This is a genomic window from Pantoea sp. X-Soil-OKNW-556 (assembly GCF_059730695.1).
In genome coordinates, this window is sequence record NZ_AP035990.1 from 362257 (window position 1) to 385381 (window position 23125).

At 53.6% G+C, this 23125-nt stretch carries 23 protein-coding genes; 16 read left to right on the plus strand and 7 right to left on the minus strand.

What is annotated here, in order from left to right; translation table 11 throughout:
* Positions 1-10: 10 nt before the first annotated feature.
* Genes AC6I8T_RS01595 through AC6I8T_RS01605 form a run of 3 tightly spaced genes read right to left on the minus strand, consistent with a single transcriptional unit; the run spans position 11 to position 2736 of the window.
* Positions 11-856 (minus strand): ABC transporter permease, encoded by an 846-nt coding sequence (locus tag AC6I8T_RS01595; RefSeq protein ID WP_021184070.1) that lies wholly within the window; start codon positions 854-856, stop codon positions 11-13.
* Positions 846-1664 carry an alkaline phosphatase family protein gene (locus tag AC6I8T_RS01600; protein ID WP_208724602.1) on the minus strand — a complete coding sequence of 273 codons (819 nt, stop codon included), beginning with the start codon at positions 1662-1664 and terminating at the stop codon, positions 846-848. Before AC6I8T_RS01600 ends, AC6I8T_RS01595 begins: the two co-directional genes overlap by 11 nt.
* Before the next feature lie 10 nt (positions 1665-1674).
* Positions 1675-2736: an ABC transporter substrate-binding protein gene (locus tag AC6I8T_RS01605; RefSeq protein WP_021184072.1), complete on the minus strand. Its 1062-nt coding sequence runs from the start codon at positions 2734-2736 to the stop codon at positions 1675-1677.
* 225 nt (positions 2737-2961) lie between these two features.
* On the opposite strand from AC6I8T_RS01605, the gene AC6I8T_RS01610 reads away from it, so the two are divergent.
* Both AC6I8T_RS01610 and psiE read left to right on the plus strand, forming a co-directional pair.
* Entirely contained in the window at positions 2962-3660 is a 699-nt protein-coding gene (locus AC6I8T_RS01610; protein ID WP_208724603.1) for a UTRA domain-containing protein, read from the plus strand.
* Positions 3661-3730: 70 nt separating this feature from the next.
* On the plus strand, positions 3731-4141 hold the full coding sequence (gene psiE / locus AC6I8T_RS01615) for a phosphate-starvation-inducible protein PsiE (protein WP_013507480.1): 411 nt from the start codon (positions 3731-3733) through the stop codon (positions 4139-4141).
* An 86-nt stretch (positions 4142-4227) separates the two neighbouring features.
* Here psiE and AC6I8T_RS01620 read toward each other — a convergent pair whose 3' ends face one another.
* Positions 4228-6264: a prolyl oligopeptidase family serine peptidase gene (locus AC6I8T_RS01620; protein ID WP_497833448.1), complete on the minus strand. Its 2037-nt coding sequence runs from the start codon at positions 6262-6264 to the stop codon at positions 4228-4230.
* 148 nt (positions 6265-6412) lie between these two features.
* On the opposite strand from AC6I8T_RS01620, the gene ubiC reads away from it, so the two are divergent.
* A complete protein-coding gene (gene ubiC, locus AC6I8T_RS01625) occupies positions 6413-6925 on the plus strand; it encodes a chorismate lyase (RefSeq protein ID WP_021184075.1) in 513 nt (170 codons plus the stop codon).
* Positions 6926-6936: 11 nt separating this feature from the next.
* Positions 6937-7821 (plus strand): 4-hydroxybenzoate octaprenyltransferase, encoded by an 885-nt coding sequence (ubiA, locus tag AC6I8T_RS01630; protein WP_208724605.1) that lies wholly within the window; start codon positions 6937-6939, stop codon positions 7819-7821.
* Between the two features lie 74 nt (positions 7822-7895).
* Here ubiA and plsB read toward each other — a convergent pair whose 3' ends face one another.
* Positions 7896-10319: a glycerol-3-phosphate 1-O-acyltransferase PlsB gene (plsB, locus tag AC6I8T_RS01635; protein WP_208724606.1), complete on the minus strand. Its 2424-nt coding sequence runs from the start codon at positions 10317-10319 to the stop codon at positions 7896-7898.
* 125 nt (positions 10320-10444) lie between these two features.
* Between plsB and AC6I8T_RS01640 the strand changes: the two genes are divergently transcribed.
* The 4 genes from AC6I8T_RS01640 (at position 10445) to AC6I8T_RS01655 (ending at position 13325) form a co-directional block, all read left to right on the plus strand.
* On the plus strand, positions 10445-10813 hold the full coding sequence (locus tag AC6I8T_RS01640; RefSeq protein WP_208724607.1) for a diacylglycerol kinase: 369 nt from the start codon (positions 10445-10447) through the stop codon (positions 10811-10813).
* 105 nt (positions 10814-10918) lie between these two features.
* Positions 10919-11533 (plus strand): transcriptional repressor LexA, encoded by a 615-nt coding sequence (gene lexA / locus AC6I8T_RS01645; protein WP_021184079.1) that lies wholly within the window; start codon positions 10919-10921, stop codon positions 11531-11533.
* 90 nt (positions 11534-11623) lie between these two features.
* A complete protein-coding gene (gene dinF, locus AC6I8T_RS01650; RefSeq protein WP_208724608.1) occupies positions 11624-12949 on the plus strand; it encodes an MATE family efflux transporter DinF in 1326 nt (441 codons plus the stop codon).
* Positions 12950-13112: 163 nt separating this feature from the next.
* Positions 13113-13325: a CsbD family protein gene (locus AC6I8T_RS01655; RefSeq protein WP_021184081.1), complete on the plus strand. Its 213-nt coding sequence runs from the start codon at positions 13113-13115 to the stop codon at positions 13323-13325.
* A 69-nt stretch (positions 13326-13394) separates the two neighbouring features.
* Here the strand turns inward: AC6I8T_RS01655 and zur are convergent, their stop codons facing one another.
* Entirely contained in the window at positions 13395-13916 is a 522-nt protein-coding gene (gene zur / locus AC6I8T_RS01660; RefSeq protein ID WP_021184082.1) for a zinc uptake transcriptional repressor Zur, read from the minus strand.
* Positions 13917-14365: 449 nt separating this feature from the next.
* Between zur and AC6I8T_RS01665 the strand changes: the two genes are divergently transcribed.
* The 3 genes from AC6I8T_RS01665 (at position 14366) to pspG (ending at position 17223) form a co-directional block, all read left to right on the plus strand.
* Positions 14366-15616, plus strand: coding sequence for a conjugal transfer protein TraF (locus AC6I8T_RS01665; RefSeq protein WP_208724609.1), 1251 nt, complete (start codon positions 14366-14368; stop codon positions 15614-15616).
* Between the two features lie 98 nt (positions 15617-15714).
* The gene (dusA, locus tag AC6I8T_RS01670) at positions 15715-16710 is read left to right on the plus strand and encodes a tRNA dihydrouridine(20/20a) synthase DusA (protein WP_497833449.1); all 996 of its coding nucleotides are present in this window, start codon (positions 15715-15717) and stop codon (positions 16708-16710) included.
* A 246-nt stretch (positions 16711-16956) separates the two neighbouring features.
* On the plus strand, positions 16957-17223 hold the full coding sequence (pspG, locus tag AC6I8T_RS01675) for an envelope stress response protein PspG (RefSeq protein ID WP_021184086.1): 267 nt from the start codon (positions 16957-16959) through the stop codon (positions 17221-17223).
* A gap of 190 nt (positions 17224-17413) precedes the next feature.
* Here the strand turns inward: pspG and AC6I8T_RS01680 are convergent, their stop codons facing one another.
* Positions 17414-18397, minus strand: coding sequence for a quinone oxidoreductase (locus tag AC6I8T_RS01680; RefSeq protein WP_497833450.1), 984 nt, complete (start codon positions 18395-18397; stop codon positions 17414-17416).
* A gap of 73 nt (positions 18398-18470) precedes the next feature.
* On the opposite strand from AC6I8T_RS01680, the gene dnaB reads away from it, so the two are divergent.
* The 5 genes from dnaB (at position 18471) to AC6I8T_RS01705 (ending at position 23123) form a co-directional block, all read left to right on the plus strand.
* The gene (gene dnaB / locus AC6I8T_RS01685; RefSeq protein ID WP_021184088.1) at positions 18471-19877 is read left to right on the plus strand and encodes a replicative DNA helicase; all 1407 of its coding nucleotides are present in this window, start codon (positions 18471-18473) and stop codon (positions 19875-19877) included.
* A gap of 128 nt (positions 19878-20005) precedes the next feature.
* Entirely contained in the window at positions 20006-20497 is a 492-nt protein-coding gene (locus AC6I8T_RS01690) for an Lrp/AsnC family transcriptional regulator (protein ID WP_208724612.1), read from the plus strand.
* A 228-nt stretch (positions 20498-20725) separates the two neighbouring features.
* On the plus strand, positions 20726-21340 hold the full coding sequence (locus AC6I8T_RS01695; RefSeq protein ID WP_013507496.1) for a YitT family protein: 615 nt from the start codon (positions 20726-20728) through the stop codon (positions 21338-21340).
* 48 nt (positions 21341-21388) lie between these two features.
* Positions 21389-22582: an amino acid aminotransferase gene (locus tag AC6I8T_RS01700; protein ID WP_208724613.1), complete on the plus strand. Its 1194-nt coding sequence runs from the start codon at positions 21389-21391 to the stop codon at positions 22580-22582.
* 124 nt (positions 22583-22706) lie between these two features.
* On the plus strand, positions 22707-23123 hold the full coding sequence (locus AC6I8T_RS01705; RefSeq protein WP_013507498.1) for a secondary thiamine-phosphate synthase enzyme YjbQ: 417 nt from the start codon (positions 22707-22709) through the stop codon (positions 23121-23123).
* Positions 23124-23125: the final 2 nt, after the last annotated feature.

Consider the following 23125-nt stretch of genomic DNA (forward strand, 5'->3'; position numbering starts at 1 on the left):
GGGCCGCTCCTCAGGACGGTTTGGCGTTGAGATAACTGCGGCGCACCAGATACTGCTGCACCACGGTAATCACCGCCATCAACAGCACCAACAGCATCGCCAGCGCGCCGCCGGTATTAGGATCCAGCGAAATATCACCCGATACCAGGGCGGCGATACGTACCGGCACCACGTTAAAGTTGCCAGTGGTGAGCGCATAAATGGTGGCGTAAGCACCAAGGGCGTTGGCGAGCAGAATCACGAAGGTGCCGAGCAGGGCCGGGAACAGAATCGGTAGCCCGATATGCCACCAGTAGCGCCAGCGGCTGGCACCGAGCAACGCGGCGGATTCCTGCCAGTCCTGACGCAAGCCATCAAAAGCCGGGTAGAGCAGCAAAATGCCGAGCGGGATCTGGAACCAGGTGTAGACAATCACCATGCCGTCGCGCGAGAACAGTTTGAAGCTTTCCAGCAAATTGTAATGGCGCAGCAGCAACGTCAGGCAGCCGTTCAGTCCGAGTAAAATGACAAAGGCAAACGCCAGCGGCACGCCGGCGAAGTTGCTGGTCATATTGGTAAACGACATCAAAAAGCGCTGAAAGCGTCCACTGCCCATCTGATGCAGTGAGTATCCGGCGACCAGCGCGATTAACAGGCCATAAATGCTCGACCAAATCGAGATATCCAGCGACAGGCGAAAAGCCTGTAAATAGAATGGCGAGGTCAGGATATCGCTGTAGTTATCCAGTCCCCAGCTTTCGTTCATGTCGCTCCAGAAGCTGTTGATGGCGATCCACAGCAAAGGGGCGAGCTGGAATGCCACCCAGAACAGGGCGAACGGCAGCAACAGTAGTAGCGCCAGGCCCTTACCCTTCATGACGCGGCTCCGCCAGCAGGTCACGGCATACCGGTTTATCATGCTCGACGCCCAACAGGGTGCAGACGATGCCGCACAACTCGGTCTGTCGTGGTTGCAGATCCGGCTGTTTTGAGAAGCCTTCACCAAACACGAACAGCGGCACGTTGGTTTCCTCCGGCAGAATCCCGCCGTGAGAGCGATCGTCGTTCATGCCGTGGTCGGCGGTGACAATCACCTGGTAACCGGCAGCCAACCAGCCTGGCATCCAGTGCGACAGATAACCATCGGCCATGCGCGCACGGTTGCGATACTGTGGTGACGACAGGCTATGTTTGTGCCCGGCATCGTCAATATTCATCGGGTGGATCAGCATAAAGTCCGGGTCGTGGCGCAGACGCAGGCTTTCGGCATCTTCAAACAGGTGGGAATCCGGATAGCCGTCGTCCCAGTAAAAGTGCCCATATTGAATGGGCAGGTCAGGCGCGACCGTATGCCGGTCGCGCGCTGCGTTAAACGGGGTCTGATTATACAGCTCACTCACCCAGTGGTACGCCGCAGCTGCGGTGGTTAAACCGGCGGCGCGGGCATAATGGAAGATGCTGCGCTCTTTGCTCAACCGACTGACGCCATTATGAATGATGCCGCTACGCACCGGCGGGATGCCGGTGAGAATACATTCGTACAGCGGCCGCGACAGCGACGGCAACTCGCAGGTCAGGGTGTAATATTGGCCATTGCCCTGCGCGCATTCGGCAAACAGGTAACCCATTGCGTGCTGTGCCACCTGATTGCTCAGCCCATCCAGTACCACCAGGATTGTTTTCATCCCCTTCTCCTTACTGCTGCATATTGATGATCACGTTCTCTTGCCACAGACGCGGCAGTGCTTTTGACGATTTATCCCAGGCAGCCTGGTCTTTGATCGGTCGGGCATTTTTGTACTCAGATTCCGGCAGCAGTTTGGCCTGCACGTCAGCTGGCAGCGTGAGGTATTTGGCACGAATCGGGCGTGCGTAACCTTTTGCCAGGTTAGTCTGACCGGCATCAGAGAAGATATATTCGCGCGCCAGTTTGGCGGCGTTCGGGTGTTTGGCGTATTTGTTGATGATGGTGGTGTAGCCAGACGTCACGGAACCGTCGGATGGGATCACCACTTCATAGCGGTTTTTGTCGATCTGATCGCGGTAGTTCAGACCGTTGAAGTCCCACACCACAGCAACCTGGATTTCGCCTTTCTCAATGTTGGCAATTACCGGATCGGTCACGCCGAGACGGCTTTGTTTGGCGAGGTCAGCAAAGAAGTTCAGTGCCGGTTTCAGGTTTTTCTCGTCACCGCCCAGCGCGTAGTTAGCCGCCAGAACACCGTTGGCAGCCTGAGCAGCCACACCGACGTCACCGATAGTGACCACATACTTACCTTTTTTCAGATCGGCCCAGCTATGCGGGACATCTTTCACCTGCTGCTTGTCGACGAGGAACGCGATGGTGCCGGTATAGGCCAGCATCCAGTTGCCTTCTTTATCTTTCGCCCAGTCCGGCACCTGATCCCAGTGCGTCGGCTTGTAGGGCTGTGCCAGACCTTTCGCTACCGCGACCGGGCCAAAAGCGGCACCCACGTCACCGATATCGGCGCTGGCATTTTCTTTTTCGGCGGCAAATTTAGCCAGCTCCTGCGCCGATGACATATCGGTATCGCTGTGCTTCAGGCCATATTTGCTACTGATGTCATTCCAGGTATCTTTCCAGTTGGCCCAGCTATCTGGCATACCGACGCTGTTGATTTGACCTTCACTGCGCGCGGCTTTTTCCAACGCGGCGAGGTCGTTGTCGGCGGCTTGCGCGGCTGGCAACGCAAGCAGTACGGCACTGGCTACTACAGAGGCGATTAACGCTTTCATCTCAGTTGCTCCCGGTGTAAGTTGAGGGACATCTTGGTCTAGTCCAGCAAGAACCGAGCCAATTTAGCTGTTGCAGATGAAGGTTTTATGACTAAGGCGGTAAAATGTGGTGTAGAGCGCCGATCCACACAGATGTTCGGAAGGCATTGAGACCAGGTTTACGTTGTCATTAGAATGTCATCGAACTGTCATAGTGCAGCTTCGCCCCAAAATGAGGCTTTAAAGATGTTGTCGAAAACGGCAGATGTCATCGCAGCCGCGCTGCATAGTCGGATTGACGCAGGCGAGTTCACCAGCGGGCGTTTGCCTGCGGAACGCAGCCTGAGCGAACAATATTCCACCACGCGTATTACCTTGCGTGAAGCGCTGGGATCGCTGGAGGCACAGGGTGTTATTTACCGTGAATTGCGCCGCGGTTGGTTTCTCGCCCCGCCGAGATTGGTGTACAACCCGTTGCACCACAGCCATTTTCACGCGATGGCTGCCCAACAGGGGCGGATTGCCAGCACTGAGGTGATTGAAGCGCGTAAAGCGCCGGTGCAGTCCTCGGTGGCGCATCAACTGCAACTGGCTGAAGGCGATGAGGTTTACCTGATTCGCCGTCTGCGCCGCATTGATGGGCGCGCGGTGCTGTATGTGGAGCACTATCTTAACCCACACTATTTTCCGGGCCTGCTTGACGAGGACCTCACCCGTTCCCTGACTGATCTGTATAACCACCGCTATGGCATTCGTTACGGCGGTGCACGTTTTACTATCCTGCCAGGGCCATTACCCGCCCATGCCGCGCCAGCATTAAATGTCGCCAGCGGCACGCCAGGATTGCTGATTACCCGCACCAACCGTGATCAGCACAAACGTGTCATCGACTGCGACTGTGAGTACTGGCGCTATGATGCGCTGTGCGTGGATGTGGATGTCTGAGCATATTGTGATTTTGATCACACTACCGCATGATAGCGCCAGAGATAACTCGTTTTATTAAGGCGCAAAAATGACTGAAAAATCAGCGGCGGGGCAACTGATTGCCACGGCTCTGCAATGGGTGTTGAACCTGGGATTGGTGATCCTGGCGATCATTCTGGTGGTATTCCTGGGTAAGGAAACCATTCATCTGGCCAACGTGCTGTTTAGCACCGGCGAACAGGCGTCGTCCTTTCTGCTGATCGAAGGGATTGTGATCTACTTTCTCTATTTCGAATTTATCGCGTTGATTGTGAAGTATTTCCAGTCTGGTTATCACTTCCCATTGCGCTATTTCGTCTATATCGGCATCACTGCGATCATTCGGTTGATTATCGTCGACCATAAAAACCCGTTCGATACGCTGTGCTACTCCGCCGCCATTCTGATTCTGGTGGTGACGCTGTGGCTCGCGAACAGCAACAGATTGAAACGCGAGTAATTTCACGTTCGTAGCGGCGCGTATCGAGCGTGCTTTTCCTTCAGCGCGCACGAAATTGCGCGATAAATCGCGCCGCTACGCATCCCTTAGTTACCCATTAACATTTGCCACAAAAACTCCTCCACTAACGCCATCTTGAATGCAATCTGTCCTTTCTCTGGCGCGTTACCGTGTCCGGCCTCGGTTTCTTCATATAACCAAACCTGCTGATGTCCTTGTTGCTGCATCCGCGCCACCATTTTACGGGCGTGCGCCGGACTCACGCGATCATCCCGGGTTCCGGTGGTAAACAGGGTGGGAGGATAGGTTTTATCGGCCTGAACCTTGTCGAAGGGGGAATAGTTTTTCAGCCATTGCCACTCTTCCGGTTTGTCCGGATCGCCATATTCCGCAATCCAGGATGCGCCTGCCAGCCAGCGATGATAGTTCGCCATATCCAGCAGCGGAACTTCGCAGACCAACGCGCCGAAGTATGCGGGGTAGTCCGTCAACATATTGCCAATCAGCAATCCGCCATTGCTGCCGCCGCGTGCGGCAAGACGTGCCGGGCAGGTGACATTGCGCGCGACCAGGTCAGCAGCGACAGCAGCAAAATCCTCATAAGCCCGGTGACGATGCTCTTTCAACGCCGCCTGGTGCCACTGCGGGCCATACTCACCCCCACCGCGAATATTTGCCACCACGTAAACGCCGCCTTTTTGCAGCCATGTCGCGCCTTTCGCACCCAGATAAGAGGGCGTCAGTGAAACTTCAAAGCCGCCGTAGCCATTGAGTAACGTCGGGTGATCGCCGCTCAACGTCAGATTTTTGGCGCTAACCTGGAAATAGGGAACAGGGGTGCCATCCAGCGATAGCGCAAAATGTTGCGTTACTGCAAAGTTTGTGGCGTCAAAGCTGGCCGGATCCTGCTTCACCTCTACGCGCGTTTGTCGATCAAAGTCACCCCAGCTCAGACGTCTCGGCTGCAAAAAACCGTGGCTGATCAGTGCGTAGCGGTTGCTCTCATTATCCAGCGCATGCGCAAACACATTGGTGGCATCATTGAGGCTGATCTCCTCAACCGTCTGCCACTCTCCTTCTGCCCACGTTAGTACGCTGACGGTTTCCACCACGTCACGGATCTTATCGATCAACAGATAATCACGCGTGGCAGAGTAGCTATTCAATGTGGTGTGCACATCTGGCGTAAACAGGGGAGTGAAGTGGCGTTTTCCCTGTTGAAAATCGTCCAGGTTAATCGCCAGTAACGCGCCAGCCGGGTAGACCTCATCCGCTATCTGCCAGCGGCTGGTCAGGGTAACCAGCAGCCACTCTTTGAAAAAACCGGCAGTGGCATCATCCGGGATGGCAATGTGTTCCAGCTGGCCCTGATCTTTCAGTAACCAGGTTTGATGACGGTAAAAATCGATCCCGCGATACACCAACTCTTTCTCATAACCCGGAGTATGAATACGCCAGGCAGAAACCGAGAGATCGTTGACCTCACCTGCGTAAATCAACGGGGCGGATTCAGGGGACGTGCCGCGCTGCCAGCGACGGACACAGCGTGGATAGCCGGAAGAGGTCAGGGTTTCGCCCCCCGCATCCAGGCTGAGTAAAAGGGTGTTTTCATCTACCCAACTCACCCGGCTTTTGCTGACAGGGAGAAAAAAGCCGTCGTTGATAAAGGTCTTACTGACCAGATCAAACTCGCGTATCTCACAGGCATCGCCGCCGCTGGAGAGGTAAATCAGCGCACGCGCGTAGTCGGGGTAGAGTGGCTGGGCGCCATGAAAACTCCAGTGGCTGTTTTCCTGCTGGTTGAGTTGATCCAAATCCAGCACGGTTTCCCACTCGGGTTCGGCGCTCTGATAGGAGACCGCGTTAGTACGCCGCCAGATACCGCGCGGATGTTCCTCATCCTGCCAGAAGTTATACAGGCTCTCGCGATAGTGGGTAACCCAGGGAATGTTGGACTTGTCATTCAGCCAATGCAGCGTCGCTTGCTGGGCCTGTTGGAAACGGCTGCCCTGAGCGAATTGAGCAGTGGTAAGGCTGTTTTGTGTGGCGACCCAGCTGAGTGCCTGGTCGTTTAGGGGTTGCTCCAGTGCGTTTAACAGATCCTGATGTTGTTCTGGCGTCATGACATCTCCTTAGTAGCCTGGTGAACTGAAGCAAGCATAGCGGTTTTGCATTGAATTAACTTACAACGCATTTCCGGCAACGCTTCGTTATTCGCGCTGCGGCGGTGGTGCGTTACACTGGGCGCACTTTTTTCTGTGGAGAGTTTTTATGTCTCAGGATGCGCTGGCGCAATTGCGCGCGCTACACTGGCTGCCTGCTTCTTCCCCGCTGCTAACCGCACCCTTGCTCGACTGGCTAATGGAAGAAGACTCGATGACACGACGCTTTGAGCAGCATTGCCAGCAAGTCACGGTGCAACTGGTACGTGAAGCCTTTATTGATGCCGGTGAACTGCAAGAGGAAGGGGATTTGCTACCCGCCGATCAGCGCTTCTGGCTGCGAGAAATTTTGTTATGCGGCGATGGTGTGCCCTGGCTGGCTGGCCGCACCCTGGTGCCGGAAAGCACGCTTAATGGCCCTGAGCAGATGCTACAGCAGCTTGGTACACGCCCACTCGGGCGCTATCTGTTTGCTGACTCTACCCTGACGCGAGATTTTATCGATCCGGGTCAAGTCGGTGCGCTGTGGGGTCGGCGTTCCCGTTTACGCCTCTCCGGCAAACCGCTGTTGTTAACTGAACTGTTTTTACCGGCGTCGCCGCTTTACCGCGCGCTGGATTAAGGATAAGGATTGTGCAAAAGACCCTGGGAATAAATAAATTACAGGCCTACAGCCGCCTGATGCGCATTGATAAACCGATTGGCACGCTGCTGCTGCTGTGGCCAACGCTATGGGCGCTGTGGTTATCCGGCATGGCGATTCCCCCACTCCCGGTGCTGCTGGTGTTTGTGTTGGGTGTCGTTGTGATGCGTGCTGCGGGTTGCGTCATTAATGACTACGCTGACCGTAAAGTCGATGGACATGTGAAACGTACCGCGGCACGCCCGTTGGCGAGTGGGCTGGTGACGGAAAAAGAAGCGAAGCTGCTGTTTGTGGGCTTAGCTCTGCTGGCGTTTTTGCTGGTGCTGACCATGAATCGCATGACGATTATGTTGTCAGTGGTGGGGCTGGCGCTGGCCTGGGTTTATCCCTTCATGAAGCGTTATACCCATCTGCCACAGGTGGTGCTGGGCGCTGCTTTTGGCTGGGCCATTCCCATGGGCTGGGCGGCAGTTAGTGAGTCCTTACCTTTAGTCTGTTGGCTGGTATTTATCGCCAACCTGTGCTGGACGGTCGCGTACGATACACAATACGCTATGGTGGATCGGGACGATGATTTAAAGATAGGCGTGAAATCGACGGCCATTCTGTTTGGTCGCTATGACAAGTTGATCATCGGCTTGTTGCAGCTGGCAACGCTGGGTCTGATGGTGCTGGTGGGGATGCTGCTGAATCTGAATGGCGCGTTTTACTGGTCGCTGCTGTTAGCGGCAGGCTTGTTTGTCCATCAGCAGAAGTTGATAGCTCAACGCGAGCGCGAACCCTGCTTCCAGGCATTCCTGAATAACAACTACGTTGGTCTGGTGCTGTTTATCGGTATTCTGTTGAATACTCAGCCGTTTATCGATTTGCTGTAGCAGCGCGATTTTTCGTGCGATTGTTGAAGTAAAAAAGCCGTCATCCAGTGGATGACGGCTTTTTAATTAGCACCTTAATCGTGAGCGACTGCACTCTCGATGGTCAGACGCACATCGCTGGTCACCAATTCGGCCAGCATTTGCCACATGGCTTGTGTCTGTCCTGGCTCGGCATCGCCACTGTCGCTGATATAGCCTTCATCGCGCAGGGTCAGTACCAGCGCGGTGAACACCGCTTTATCAAAGAACTCAGGGGCATTGATGCCGTGCAGCACCGACAAACGCTGTGCCAGCGTACGGCTCTCTTTTTCCAGCGTGCCACGGTTGATGGTGGGTTTCGCACTGAGAATCGAGAAGGTGATGGCAAAACGCTGGAGCGTTTCACGGATACCCGCCGCCAGTAGTTGTAGCGTGCGATAGCGCGCGGTGGTCATTTGTACCTGACCGTTTTGTTGCGTGATCAGACCCTGACGCGCCATCTCGTTGCACAGCGACTGAATCAGCTCAGGCAACTCATTGTTGCTCCAGCGCAGGAACAGTTCACTCTTCAGCATCGGATAGACCAGCGCGACCTGACGCAACAATTCAGCTTCACTGATTTCACGATGCTGCTGCACAATCGCGGCAATCAGCGACGGCATCACCAGCATGTGTTGAATGTTGTTGCGATAGTAGGTCATCAACACTGCCTGCTCACGCGGCAGGATGATGATGTCACCGATATTATCTTGCTCAGTCTCGAACTTATTCATGCCCATCGCGTGATCCAGCAGGGCTTCAGCGCTGAGATTCGGCACCGTGGCTTCCGGTGAGTAGGGCACATTGCGCAGCAATTGGGTGTAACACTCCAGTTGCTCAATGAGCTGCTCGCGGGTCAGCGAACGCTGACGAGAAGCCAGTAACGCGGTGACGCACAGGTTCATGGCATTGGCGGCACCCGCATCGTTAATCCGCACCATCAGGCGGTTAGCGATGTCATTCACTGCGGGGTTCATCCACGCCTGACGCTGCGGCTCGATCGGATCAATCGCCTCGCGCCATTCCGGCACATGTTTGTTCAGATAGTTCACCAACGGCAGGGGTTCACCGAAGTTCACATAACCCTGGCCAAGATTGCGCAGCTTACGCAGGCCGCGCACCATCTGCATAAAGCCTTCTTTTTCTTTCGCTGCACCACGCAGTTCTTTGGCATAGGTGCCGACTTCCATCACATGTTCGTAGCCAATATAAATCGGCACGAAGGTGATGGGACGGCTACCGCCGCGTAGCAATGCCTGCAATGTCATCGACAGCGTGCCGGTTTTTGGTTCCAGCAAGCGGCCAGTACGTGAGCGCCCGCCTTCCACAAAGTATTCAACCGAATAACCGCGATTAAACAACTCGCCCAGATATTCACGGAAGACCGTAGAGTAAAGCTTGTTGCCCTTGAAGGTGCGGCGAATAAAGAACGCGCCAAGGCGACGGAAAATCGGCCCGGCGGGCCAGAAATTCAGGTTGATACCTGCGGCGATGTGCGGCGGCACCAGTCCCTGATGATAGAGAACGTAGGAAAGCAGCAAGTAATCCATGTGGCTACGATGGCAGGGGACATAAACGATCTCATGTCCATCCTGTGCCAACTGGCGCACTCGCTCGCCACCATTCACGTTGATCCCCTGATAGAGACGACTCCACATCCAGCCCATCACGCGATCGGTGACGCGGATAGCTTCATACGAGAAGTCGGCAGCAATCTCTTCCATCAATTCGACGGCGTTTTGCTGTGCTTTCTCGTGGGAAATCTTTTTGCTGCGCGCCTCGTCTTCCACCGCTTTTTCAATCGCTTTCGATTGCAGCAGCTTATTAAACAGATCCTGGCGGGCGGGCAAGCGCGGGCCAATCGCAGCCAGACGCTGGCGGGCGAAGTGGATCCGCGCCACGCGTGCCAGTTTCTGGGCTATCGACTTATCCGTACCGTGTTCGGTCGCCATCTGGCGCAGTGAAACGGTCGGCGAAAAGCGCACAAAGCTATCGCGACCATGCCAGAGAATGGCGAAGAATTTCTGCACACCGTTCAGAATACGCAGGTGAGGGGTGGATTCCCCCTGAACTTCACGTCCTGGTGCACGTCCAAACATCACCGATACTGGCAGCATCTGTACATCCAGTTCCGGGTTGCTGCGGTGCAGATCAAGGTAGTCATGGAACAGCTTTACGGACTCCAGATTCGGCACGAAATACGGGAAAACACGCGGTCCATCGTGGATAAACACATGTCGCGGCAGCAATGAGCCGTCAATTTCCAGCGGTGCGAGCGGATCGGGCAGATCGTGTTTCAGACACTGCGAACGCAGTGTGAGGAGATCGGCCTTGGAATCATAAGGCAGTACATACAGGATAGGCCGCGTCGGATCCAGTCCATGCTCGGACACGGGATCGGCGGGAATGGCCTTACTCTTTACCAAAATGGAGAGTGGTAAATTCAATAATTTATAATAAAGTTTACGCCAACCTGACATAGACAACTTCAAGCCTCTTGTTAGCAAAGCGCGGCAAGCATACCAGAATGCGCCGCGAAAATCTGTGGCTGCACCACTCCGGCTGCCCAGACATTGACGTCAAAACGAGTAAAGGGTTCAACGACATGGCAAATAACGTCACCGGTTTTCTCAGGATAGTGAAAGCAGCCGGTTATTCCTGGCAGGGATTGCGCGCTGCCTGGACACATGAAGCAGCGTTTCGCCAGGAAGCTATTGCCGCATTAGTGGCAATTATAGTGGCGTGCTGGCTGGATGTTGATGCGATTTCCCGCGTACTCATGATTGGTTCCGTAGTGCTGGTGGTCATTGTTGAGATCCTGAATAGCGCCATTGAAGCCGTGGTCGACCGCATTGGTCAGGAACGCCATCCGCTGGCTGGACGCGCGAAAGACATGGGATCGGCCGCCGTGTTGCTGGCTATTTTACTGGCGCTGTTTGTCTGGATCGCGCTGCTTTGGTCACATTTGCGATAAGGATTCCGGATTCATCAACTCGCTGATTTTTCCCTCAGTTTTGGTTTCCATTTCACCAATACCTGTATATACTCACAGCGACTGTATAAACAACCAGGGGGCGGGATGAAAGCGTTAACCAGCAGGCAGCAACAGGTCTATGATCTGATTCGCGACCATATTAACCAGACGGGCATGCCGCCAACGCGTGCGGAAATTGCTTCGCAGCTGGGCTTCCGCTCACCTAATGCGGCAGAAGAACACCTGAAAGCATTAGCGCGTAAAGGCGTTATTGAGATCGTTTCCGGCGCTTCGCGCGGCATTCGTTTATTGATGGAAGAAGAAGCCAGTGAGGGGCTGCCATTGGTTGGCCGTGTCGCTGCGGGTGAACCTTTGCTGGCGCAGGAGCACATTGAAGCGCACTACCAGGTCGATGCTAACCTGTTCAAACCCAGCGCTGATTTCCTGCTGCGTGTCAGCGGCATGTCGATGAAAGATATCGGCATTATGGATGGCGATCTGCTGGCGGTACACAAAACACAGGAAGTGCGTAACGGCCAGGTTGTCGTCGCACGTATCGATGACGAAGTCACGGTGAAGCGCTGGAAAAAGCAGGGCGCAATTGTGCAACTGCTGCCGGAAAACAGCGACTTCCAGCCGATTGTTGTCGATACCCGCGAACAATCCCTGACGGTAGAAGGGCTGGCGGTAGGCATTGTGCGTAACGGCGAGTGGCTCTGATACCTTGATTCCCCCTGCTACGGCAGCCTTCTGTGCTGCCGTGGTTTTATTCTCTGACAAGACGGTAGTGCAGCAAACCGGGACGTGCTGATGCAGCTGTTTTCCTCCTCTGACAAAGCACTCTGGCGGCTGGCGCTGCCTATGATTCTCTCCAATATCACTGTTCCGCTACTTGGCGTGGTTGATACCGCCGTCATTGGTCATCTCGATAGTCCCATTTATCTCGGCGGTGTGGCGGTTGGCACCACGGCGACCAGTTTCATCTTTATGTTGCTGCTGTTTTTACGTATGAGCACCACCGGGCTGACTGCTCAGGCATTTGGTGCTGGCAACAAAAAGGCACTGGCTCGGGCGCTTACCCAGCCTTTACTCATTGCCCTGGTGGCCGGTGTGCTGTTTATTTTGCTGCGCACGCCAGTCAGTAATCTGGCAGCGGTGCTGATGGGTGGCAGCCAGGAGGTCCAACAGCAGGCGCAATTGTTCATTCAGATTCGCTGGCTGAGCGCTCCCGCCACGCTGGCAAACCTGGTCATCCTCGGTTGGTTGTTGGGGGTGCAATATGCGCGTGCGCCAGTGGTGCTACTGGTGGTGGGGAATTTGGTCAATATCCTGTTGGATCTGGCGTTTGTGTTGGGGCTGCATTGGGGCGTAGCAGGTGCCGCAGCAGCAACGGCACTGGCTGAATATACGACACTTGCCGTCGGATTATGGATGGTGGCGCGTGTATTGAAGCTGCGCGGAATTGATTTGGCGATGCTGCGGGAGAGTTGGCGCGGTGATGCTGCTCGTCTGTTTCGCCTCAATCGCGACATTATGCTGCGCTCCTTCCTGCTACAAATCTGCTTTGCTTCCCTGACGATACTCGGTGCACGTATTGGCCCGGATGTGGTAGCGGTCAATGCGGTGCTGTTGATGTTTCTGACTTTCACCGCGTATGCACAGGATGGCTTTGCTTATGCGGTTGAAGCGTGTTCTGGTGAAGCCGTCGGTGCCAAAGATCGCAGCCGGCTATTGCTCATCTGGCATGCTGCCTGCCGTCAGGCGGGGTTGGTCGCGCTGCTGTTTGCGGCGATTTATGCGTTATTTGGCACCCATATCGTGGCCCTGCTGACTTCACTGGAGGCATTACGCGATGCGGCCGATCGCTATCTGCTATGGCAGGTGGTGATGCCGTTAGTGGGCGTGTGGTGCTACCTGTTGGATGGCATGTTTATCGGGGCAACGCGCGGCCGGGAAATGCGTAACAGCATGGCGCTGGCGGCGCTCGGTTATGGCCTGTCATTACTGACGCTTCCCTGGTTAGGTAATCATGGATTGTGGCTGGCGGTGACGGTGTTTCTGGCCGTGCGTGGAATAACGCTCTGGTTCGTCTGGCGTCGTCACTGGCGTCATGACAGCTGGTTCGCAAACAGTTAACTATGATGCTTTGAATACAGAATAATCCGTAAGTGTGCTAACCATTCCGTAATGTCTACTATAGTTATCCTTATCAGCGCGAATGAGTAGCGCTTTATGTTGGTTTTACCCGCTGGCGTTGGGTATTCCACCACTATCACTCGACATAACATGGAGAAAGGTTATGAACAAAGACGAAGTGAGCGGAAACTGGAAACAATTCAAAGGGAAAGTGAAAGAAAAATGGGGCAAGCTGACGGATGACGATATGACGGTCATTGAAGGGAAACGCGATCAGCTTGTCGGGAAAATTCAGGAACGCTACGGCTACGCAAAAGATCAGGCCGAGCGAGAAGTTAAAGACTGGGAAAGTCACAACAAGGATTATCGCTGGTAACGGACCCGTTTAAGGACGATGCTCCTGCCCTCCGATCGTGATGATCGGGCTGGCACAGGGATGTGCCATCTATCCTTTTTTACCCCGCTTCTTACTTTCTACCTGATGATCGTGCTCACAGCTTTCGTGATGCGTACAGGCTTCTACTTCAACACAATTTTCACACAGACCGTGTGCTTCTATGACGCTGTGTCGCAAGGAAAAACCGGCCTGTTCGGCCAGGCCTGCAATGATCTTTTCCACGCCATGCGCGTGCTTTTCACTGACTGCGGCACAACGATCGCACACCAGCATGACTGAGGTATGTGCCGGTTCATCGAAATGATGGCAAACCACGTAGCTGTTATTGGACTCCACACGATGGATAAAACCCTGCTCCAGCAGGAAGTCCAGTGCACGGTAAATAGTGGGGGGTTTTGCCTGGGGCTCACTGACACGCAACTGATCCAGCAAATCATAGGCGCTGATCGATCCATTCTGTTCTGCCATCAGGCGCAGCACCTCGGCGCGTTGTGAGGTCAGACGTACACCGCGTTGCAGACAGAGTGTCTCTGCCTGAGTAAGCAGTTGGTCGGGCGACAGATTTGACATAAGCGTTCTCCAGGTTGCGAGTGATGTTATTTTATCACACAAATTTTTACGCTGCTGTGATTGCTTTTTCTTCTTAACTCTCTCAATAAAATTTCATTTTTTCATCAGGTTAGCCGCGCAATTTTCCGCAGACTCTTCTCACCCTGTCATCATTGATTCTGCTTGCTCTGACCTCATTACAGAGGCTTATCATTTTTTGCTTTGCAACTCACCGACTTAGCGACTAAGGTTCAAAAGGTCTTAAGTAATATCTGGTCTTAATTTAAGTGCCGTTTATTTTTTTGCATAAATACACGACAGATTGACGCTTCAGCAGTCAATTCTGCGAATAGCAGTGCTATTTCCTTTCATTTCACAGCAATAAATCGTTAGCCCAGGTTCACAATAAGGGGCTGGTAAATTGTTTCGTCGATGACGTGGTCACGACTTTTAAAGGTGATGGCAGGCAAATGGTGAAGACATTATTCAGACGCAAAAGTGTTGGTTATATTGTTGTTTTGAATGCAGTATTTCTTTCCTCTTCGGCCCTGGCCGCAGGTACCTGGTACGACGCTCGTAACGATGCAATGGGGGGGACAGGTGTCGCTTCTTCCACCTGGAGTTCTGCGGTACTGGCAAACCCGGCTTTGATGACCAAAGCAAAACCTGATGATGACGTGAGTATTATTTTCCCTTCAGCCGGGATACAGGTTACTGATAAAGACAAACTGATTAATCGTGTTGATGACATCACGGACACCGTCGACCGTTATCAGAATGTGATTGATAACTTAACCTTCCAGGACTACCTCAACGGCTATCCAGAACTTAAAGCCGCGGCGGGTGATATGGCAAACCAGTTGCGCGATCTGCGTGGCAACAAAGCAGACGGCTCAGCAGGCGTTGCGCTGGCTGTTACGGTGCCCAATGAAACGCTGCCCTTCGCGTTTGTCACCAAAGCCTACGGTACTGCACACATCCGTGCGAACGTGTCACAAAGCGATATTGATTATCTGCAAGGGGTTGCGGATGGCACTGTCATTCCGGTGCCGGGTGATGAGGATAAGTTGACCTCCAGCGCCAACGGTCTGGCGGCATTAGTGACCGATTACGGTATTGCTATGGCGCATCAGTTCAGCGTTGCCGGGCATCCTGTCTCTGTAGGGATTACGCCGAAACTGCAAAAAACCTGGCTGTATAACTACACCGCCAGCGTGTACAACTACGACAAAAGTGATATCAACAACAGCCGCTACCGCAGCTCAGATACCGGTTTTAACGTTGATGCAGGTATCGCAACGGACTTTGCCGATAACTGGACGTTCGGCCTGACCGGCCAGAACCTGATTTCACGCGATATCGATACCAAAGAAGTGAATGGCTACCGTGATACGTACCAAATCCGTCCACTGGTCACCACCGGTCTGGCCTGGAACTATGGTGCCTTCACACTGACTGGCGATGTCGATTTGACACAAACCAAGCGTTTTAAATCGGAAGACAGCAGTCAATACGTTGGAGTCGGTGGGGAATATCGTGTACTGGACTGGCTGCAATTGCGGGCTGGTTATCGTGCGGATATGAAGTCAAATGACGCCAACGTGTTCACCGCAGGTTTTGGTGTGTCACCGTTTAACAATACCGTGCACCTTGATTTGGCCGGTTCGGTTGGCGACGACAATACCTGGGGTGCGATGTTGCAGCTCGGCTTTAATTTCTGATGTCTCTGCTTCATCCTGACGGGCGGCTGTGTCGCCCGTCAATCCTGTGATATCATTGCGCAGAATCTCATCACTTAACCCCGGATTTACTGCGTTTCATGACCGATACCTTCTCTTCGCAACGTTTTTCTATTGCCCCGATGCTCGACTGGACCGATCGTCACTGTCGTTATTTTCACCGCCAGCTGAGTGGTGACACGCTGCTTTACACCGAAATGGTGACAACCGGCGCGATCATTCATGGCAAGGGTGATTATCTGGCTTTTAGCGAGGATGAACATCCGGTTGCGCTGCAACTGGGTGGCAGCGATCCAGCAGCCCTGGCGCAGTGCGCGCAACTGGCGGAAGCGCGTGGTTACGATGAGATCAACCTTAATGTCGGCTGCCCGTCCGATCGCGTGCAGAATGGCCGTTTTGGTGCCTGTCTGATGGGAGAAGCGGCGCTGGTGGCGGATTGCATTAAAGCGATGCGTGACGTGGTAAGCATTCCGGTGACGGTGAAAACCCGTATCGGTATTGACGATCAGGATAGCTACGCCTTCTTGTGCGATTTCGTTGGCACTGTCGCACAGCAGGGTGGCTGCGACACGTTTATCATCCACGCCCGTAAAGCCTGGTTGTCGGGTCTTAGCCCAAAAGAGAACCGCGAGATCCCCCCGCTTGATTATCCGCGCGTCTATCAACTGAAACGTGATTTCCCCCATCTGACTATGGCGATCAATGGGGGGATCACAACGCTGGAAGAGGCGAAAATCCACCTGCAACTTATGGATGGCGTGATGATGGGGCGTGAAGCCTATCAGAATCCGGGCATTCTGACGCAGGTTGACCGTGAGTTGTTTGGTCGTGATACGCCAGCCGTAGATCCCGTGGCCGTGGTACGTAGCATGTATCCGTATATCGAGGCGGAACTGGCGAAAGGGACTTACCTTGGTCACGTCACGCGCCATATGTTGGGCCTGTTCCAGGGCATTCCGGGCGCACGCCAGTGGCGACGTTATCTTAGCGAGAATGCCCATAAACCGGGCGCTGATGTTCGCGTGCTGGAAGCGGCGCTGGCGCTGGTGGCGGATAAAATTCCCCAGGAAGCCTGATTTTTTTCTCCGTAGCGGCGCGATTTATCGCGCGGATTTTTCCTGCAACGCGCACGAAATTGCGCGATTAATCGCGCCGTTACAGGGATGGTTCAATGGTTTTATTCACACCACTATTTGGTGAATTTCACTATTCTCCAAACCTATCTCGCTTATCATTTCTATTGATTTCAATTAATTAGCAAGAATTCAGTGTTGGCACGTATCTTGTAATGCACTTCCTGTAACCTACACAGGAGAACCTTCGTGGAAATATTATTTGTTATCGGCTTTTTTCTCATGCTGTTGCTGACCGGTGTGTCACTGCTGGGCGTGATTGCCGCGCTGATTGTTGCAACGGTGCTGATGTTCCTCGGCGGGTTGTTTGCACTTGTTATTAAATTGTTGCCGTGGCTGGTGTTGGCGGTGGTGGCTGTCTGGGTGTATCGCGCTTTTACCACGCCGCAGGGTGAAGTGAAGCTGAATCGACTGAAAAGAAAAATCAGTAAGTTAGAGAGAAACGGCTGGCGCTAAATGCGGAGGCGATCACAGAGTTGGCAATGCTTAGTTCAAATCTGCAATTAAACATATTTTTTACTTATGTTTTCTGTCAGGATGTTTGCCGTTGAGTCGAAACAAATTCATCGCCGCTGTCCCTACACCAGCGCGAACTATAAAAAAGAAAAAGGGGCTTCCTACGGGAAGCCCCGTTTGCTTTATGGCGTCAGGGAATCAGCAGGCTTGAACCTTGCGTTGCGCGGCTTTCCAGCACCTTATGCGCCTGAGCCGCATCGCGTAACGCGAATTTCTGCTGTTCCGGCACATTGATTTTAATCGCATGGCTGGCAATCAGTGAAAACAGCTCAGCACTGGCGTGGTCGAGTTCTTCGCGGTTGGTAATATAACCAAACAATGAAGGACGGGTGACAAACAGCGACCCCTTCTTGTTCAGAATGCCCAAATCGACACCGGTGACCGGACCGGACGCATTACCAAAACTCACCATCAGACCGTGGCGACGCAGACTATCCAGTGACGCTTCCCAGGTATCTTTACCTACTGAGTCATACACCACAGCCACTTTTTTGCCGTTGGTCAGTTCACTCACCCGTTGCGCAATATTCTCGTCGCGATAGTTAATGGTGGCCCATGCGCCCGCCTCTTTAGCGATTTGCGCTTTTTCAGCGGAGCCTACGGTACCAATCAGGTGCGCGCCCAGCGCTTTCGCCCACTGGCAGGCAATCAGACCGACACCGCCCGCTGCGGCATGGAACAGGAATGTCTCATCCGCTTTGACCTTATAAGTCTGACGCAACAGATATTGTACGGTCAGGCCCTTCAGGAACGAGGCGGCTCCCTGCTCGAAGCTGATGCGTTCAGGCAGAATCACCAGACGATCTTCATGCACATTGTGCAACTCGCTGTACGCACCGAGCGCTGACTGGCAATACACCACGCGATCGCCCACTTTAAAGCGTGTAACGGCAGAACCAACTTTTTTCACTACGCCTGCCGCTTCCGTACCCAGACCAGATGGTTTCGCTGCCACCGGATACAATCCGCTACGTACATAGGTATCGATATAGTTAATACCGATTGCCCTATTTTCCACCTGGACTTCATGTTCAACGGGGTCATTGAGCTCAAAATCCACCCATTGCAGTACTTCAGGGCCGCCATGTTCGTTGAACTGAATACGCTTTGCCATTCTGACTCCTGTGATTGTTCATCCTGTGACGTTATACTTGCCCGTCACTCTAAAGATCGGTAATGCATTCACTATGGCAGGAAATAAACCCACCAACAAATCGAACGAAACCCGCGACCGTCAACTGGAGGGCGTGAAAATGCCGCCGCATTCCATTGAGGCGGAGCAGTCGGTACTCGGTGGGTTGATGCTGGATAACGAGCGTTGGGACAACGTCTCCGAACGCGTGGTCGCTGAGGATTTCTTCAACCGCTCGCACCGGCTAATCTTCTCCGAAATGCAGAGCCTGCTGGAAGCCGGACAGCCTATCGACCTGATTACGCTGTCGGAATCGTTGGAAACGCGTGGCGAGCTGGAAATGGCGGGGGGCTTTGCCTATCTCGCCGAACTGGCAAAAAACACCCCGAGCGCGGCCAACATTGGTGCCTATGCTGACATCGTGCGCGAGCGTGCGGTGGTACGCGAAATGATCTCAGTGGCGAATCAAATCGCCGATGCCGGTTACGATCCGCAGGGGCGCAGCAGTGAAGATCTGCTCGATTTCGCGGAATCCAACGTCTTCAAGATCGCCGAGCAGCGCGCCAACAAAGATGAAGGCCCGAGGAATATCGAGCAAATCCTCGAAGCCACGGTATCGCGTATTGAATCGCTGGTTTCTACGCCGCACGATGGCGTCACCGGGGTAGACACCGGTTATCAGGATCTGAACAAAAAAACCGCCGGTTTGCAGGGTTCTGATCTGATTATCGTTGCGGCACGTCCGTCGATGGGTAAAACCACCTTCGCCATGAACTTGTGCGAAAACGCCGCCATGCTGCAAGAAAAGCCGGTCCTGATTTTCAGTCTGGAAATGCCCAGCGAACAGATCATGATGCGTATGCTGGCGTCATTATCACGAGTGGATCAGACGCGTATCCGTACCGGTCAGCTGGAGGATGAGGACTGGGCGCGTATCTCCGCTACTATGGGCATCCTGCTTGAGAAGAAGAACATGTACATCGATGATTCTTCCGGTCTGACGCCGACGGAGGTGCGTTCGCGCGCGCGCCGTATCTATCGTGAAAACGATGGCCTGAGCATGATCATGATCGACTACCTGCAATTGATGCGTGTCCCCTCGCTGTCGGATAACCGTACGCTGGAAATCGCCGAAATATCACGCTCGCTCAAGGCGTTGGCGAAAGAACTGAATGTGCCGGTGGTGGCGTTGTCGCAGTTGAACCGCTCGCTGGAACAACGTGCCGATAAACGCCCGGTGAACTCGGATCTGCGTGAATCCGGCTCGATCGAACAGGATGCGGACCTGATCATGTTTATATATCGTGATGAGGTTTATCACGAAAACAGCGATCTGAAAGGCATTGCTGAGATCATCATCGGTAAACAGCGTAACGGACCGATCGGCACAGTACGTTTGACCTTCAATGGTCACTGGTCGCGTTTTGATAACTACGCCGGCCCGCAATACGACGACGAATAATCCTCTTCTCCCCTCTGCATGCACGATCTGTGCATGCATTTCACGTCATTGGAAAATAGTGTTGGACAACCCCGCCTTTAATCAGGTTATCTGTAGCAAAGCGCCCCCATTTACGCTCTGGAAGCAGCATGACTCAGGTAGACGATTACGACCTTAAAATATTGACATTATTACAATCTAACGGCCGCCTCACCAACCAGGAACTCAGTGATTTAGTGGGCCTTTCGGCGTCTCAATGTTCACGCCGACGCATCAATCTTGAACAGGCAAACCTGATTCTCGGTTATCACGCCCGCTTGTCGCCCGATGCCATCGGCCTCGGCATGGTGGGATTGATTGAGGTGCGGCTGATTAACCACACACCTGATTATGAAGAGAGTTTTCACCGTATGGTGGAACAGGAAACGGCCATCGTGGATGCGTTTAAAACCACGGGTGATGCGGATTATTTGCTGAAAGTTGCGGTAGCGGATCTGGCTTCACTCAGTGCCTTAATCAGCCAACTGGTGGGGGGGCATCAAAGTGTCGCCCATGTCAAAACCTCAGTGGTTTTGAGCCGTTTAAAAGAGAACGGTTTGATGATAATTCCTGAGCACAAAACGCGCCAAAAAAGTGCGTAATGTGCTAGTCTGGTGCAATTATTGCCAATCAAATGCAAAAAACGCGCACCAGATAACAGATTTGTGCATGGATTACTGATTTAGCCTCTGAGCCATGCACAAAAACCTGCAATAAAGCGCCTTAGTTATCAATTGGATAATCATTGGCACCCATCGGCGGCGACACGACGTCGCCGATGTGGTGCGTTTTTTGCATTTGAACCGCATCAATTGCAATGAGATAAATCCATGGATAACGTTGTTGAACCCACCAAGATTCCCCACTCCCGTATCGAAGATGCCCTGGCGATAGTGCTTGGCACGCTGATGGTTTCTTTCGGCGTGATCATGCTGAAGCAAGCGGGAGCGTTGACCGGCAGTTCCGCCGGTATTGCCTTCTTAATTAGCTATCTGACGCCACTTTCCTTCGGCAGCGCCTTTTTCCTGATTAACCTGCCATTTTACTGGCTGGCGGTGCGTCGTATGGGCTGGGAATTTACCCTGAAAACATTCTGCGCCGTGGGCCTGGTGTCACTGTTTACCCACCTGCACCCGTTGTTCATCCATTTTTCCTCATTAAATCCGTTTTATGCGACATTGTTCGGTAACGTGGTAATGGGGATTGGGTTTATAGTGTTGTTTCGTCACAAAGCCAGTCTGGGCGGCGTCAATATTCTGGCGCTCTGGTTGCAGGACCGCATCGGCCTGCGCGCTGGAAAACTGCAAATGGCGGTCGATACCTGCGTGGTGTTGGCTTCGTTGTTTGTCGTATCCGTACCCATGCTGCTTGCCTCGATAGCGGGCGCGGTGATCCTGAATCTGATCATCGCCATGAATCACCGCCCAGGCCGTTACAGGGTTTGACGATGCATCGTTACCTGACTTTTTTGACCAATCATGGAGATCTGCACCGTGTTTCAAAACGTTGATGCCTATGCCGGCGATCCGATTCTGTCGCTGATGGAAACCTTCAAACAGGACCAGCGCGCGAATAAAGTGAATCTGAGCATCGGCCTCTATTACAACGAGCAGGGCATCATTCCTCAGCTGCAGGCGGTTGCCGCAGCGGAAGAGCGCCTGCAAGCGGCACCGCATCAGGCTTCGCTTTATCTGCCGATGGAAGGTTTTGGTCCTTACCGTAACGCCATCGCACCATTGCTGTTCGGTCGCGAGCACCCGATGCTGAAGGCGGGCCGCATTGCCTCCATCCAGACGCTGGGTGGGTCAGGTGCGCTGAAAGTCGGTGCGGATTTCCTCAAACGTTACTTCCCGAACTCCAACGTCTGGGTTAGCGATCCTACCTGGGAAAACCACATTGCGATCTTCAACGGTGCCGGTTTTGAAGTCAGCACTTACCCGTGGTACGACGCAGAAACCAACGGCGTGAAATTCGATGCCTTTATCGCTGCGCTGAAAACCCTGCCGAAGCAAAGCATCGTGCTGCTGCATCCGTGCTGCCATAACCCAACCGGTGCGGATTTGACTGACGCACAGTGGGATCAGACCGTTGAGGTGCTGAAAGCACAGGAACTGATCCCGTTCCTCGATATCGCTTATCAGGGGTTTGGCGCCGGTATGAACGAAGACGCCTATGCGATTCGTGCCGTGGCGGCTGCGGGTCTGCCAGCGCTGGTCAGCAACTCGTTTTCCAAAATCTTCTCACTGTATGGTGAGCGCGTCGGTGGACTCTCTATCGTTTGCGATAGCGCAGAAGAAGCAGGCCGTGTGCTGGGTCAGTTGAAAGCAACGGTGCGCCGTAACTACTCCAGCCCGCCGAACTTCGGTGCTCAGGTGGTTTCCTGTGTTCTGAACGATGAAGCGCTGCTGAACAACTGGTTGGCGGAAGTAGAAGCGATGCGTCTGCGTATTATCGAAATGCGTCAGGCACTGGTTGCGGTACTGCGTGAGAAGCTGCCGGGCCAGAACTTCGATTATCTGCTGAAACAGCGTGGCATGTTCAGCTACACCGGGCTGAGTGCGCAGCAGGTCGATCGTCTGCGTGACGAGTTCGGTGTCTACCTGATTGCCAGCGGTCGTATGTGTGTGGCAGGACTTAATAGCCGCAACGTACATCAGGTAGCTGAAGCCTTTGCTGCGGTGATGTAATCCATGATGAAGCCGCCAGCTTGATGCTGGCGGTTTTTTTTCGTCCAATTTCAGGCCGTTTTTTCCTTTACCTTTCGCCGTCATGCTGCACACTTAAACGGTGTGTTTAATTCAGGATTCAGGCATGTGGCACCAACAAACCTTAACGCTTAGCGCCAAACCACGCGGTTTTCACCTGGTCACCGACGAGATCGTCGGACAGCTACGCGCCCTGTCGGATGTGCGTATTGGTCAGCTGCATTTGTTGCTACAGCACACCTCCGCCTCACTGACCCTCAATGAAAATTGCGATCCCACGGTACGCAGCGACATGGAGCAACATTTTCTGCGTCATGTGCCAGAAAATGCCCCTTATCAACACGATTATGAAGGTGCAGATGATATGCCCGCGCACATTAAGTCATCGCTACTCGGCGTATCCTTGTTGTTACCGATTAGCCGTGGGCGGCTGATGCTGGGGACGTGGCAGGGGATCTGGCTCGGTGAACATCGGGTTCACGGCGGTGCGCGGCGCATTGTCGCCACCTTACAAGGGGAGTAAAT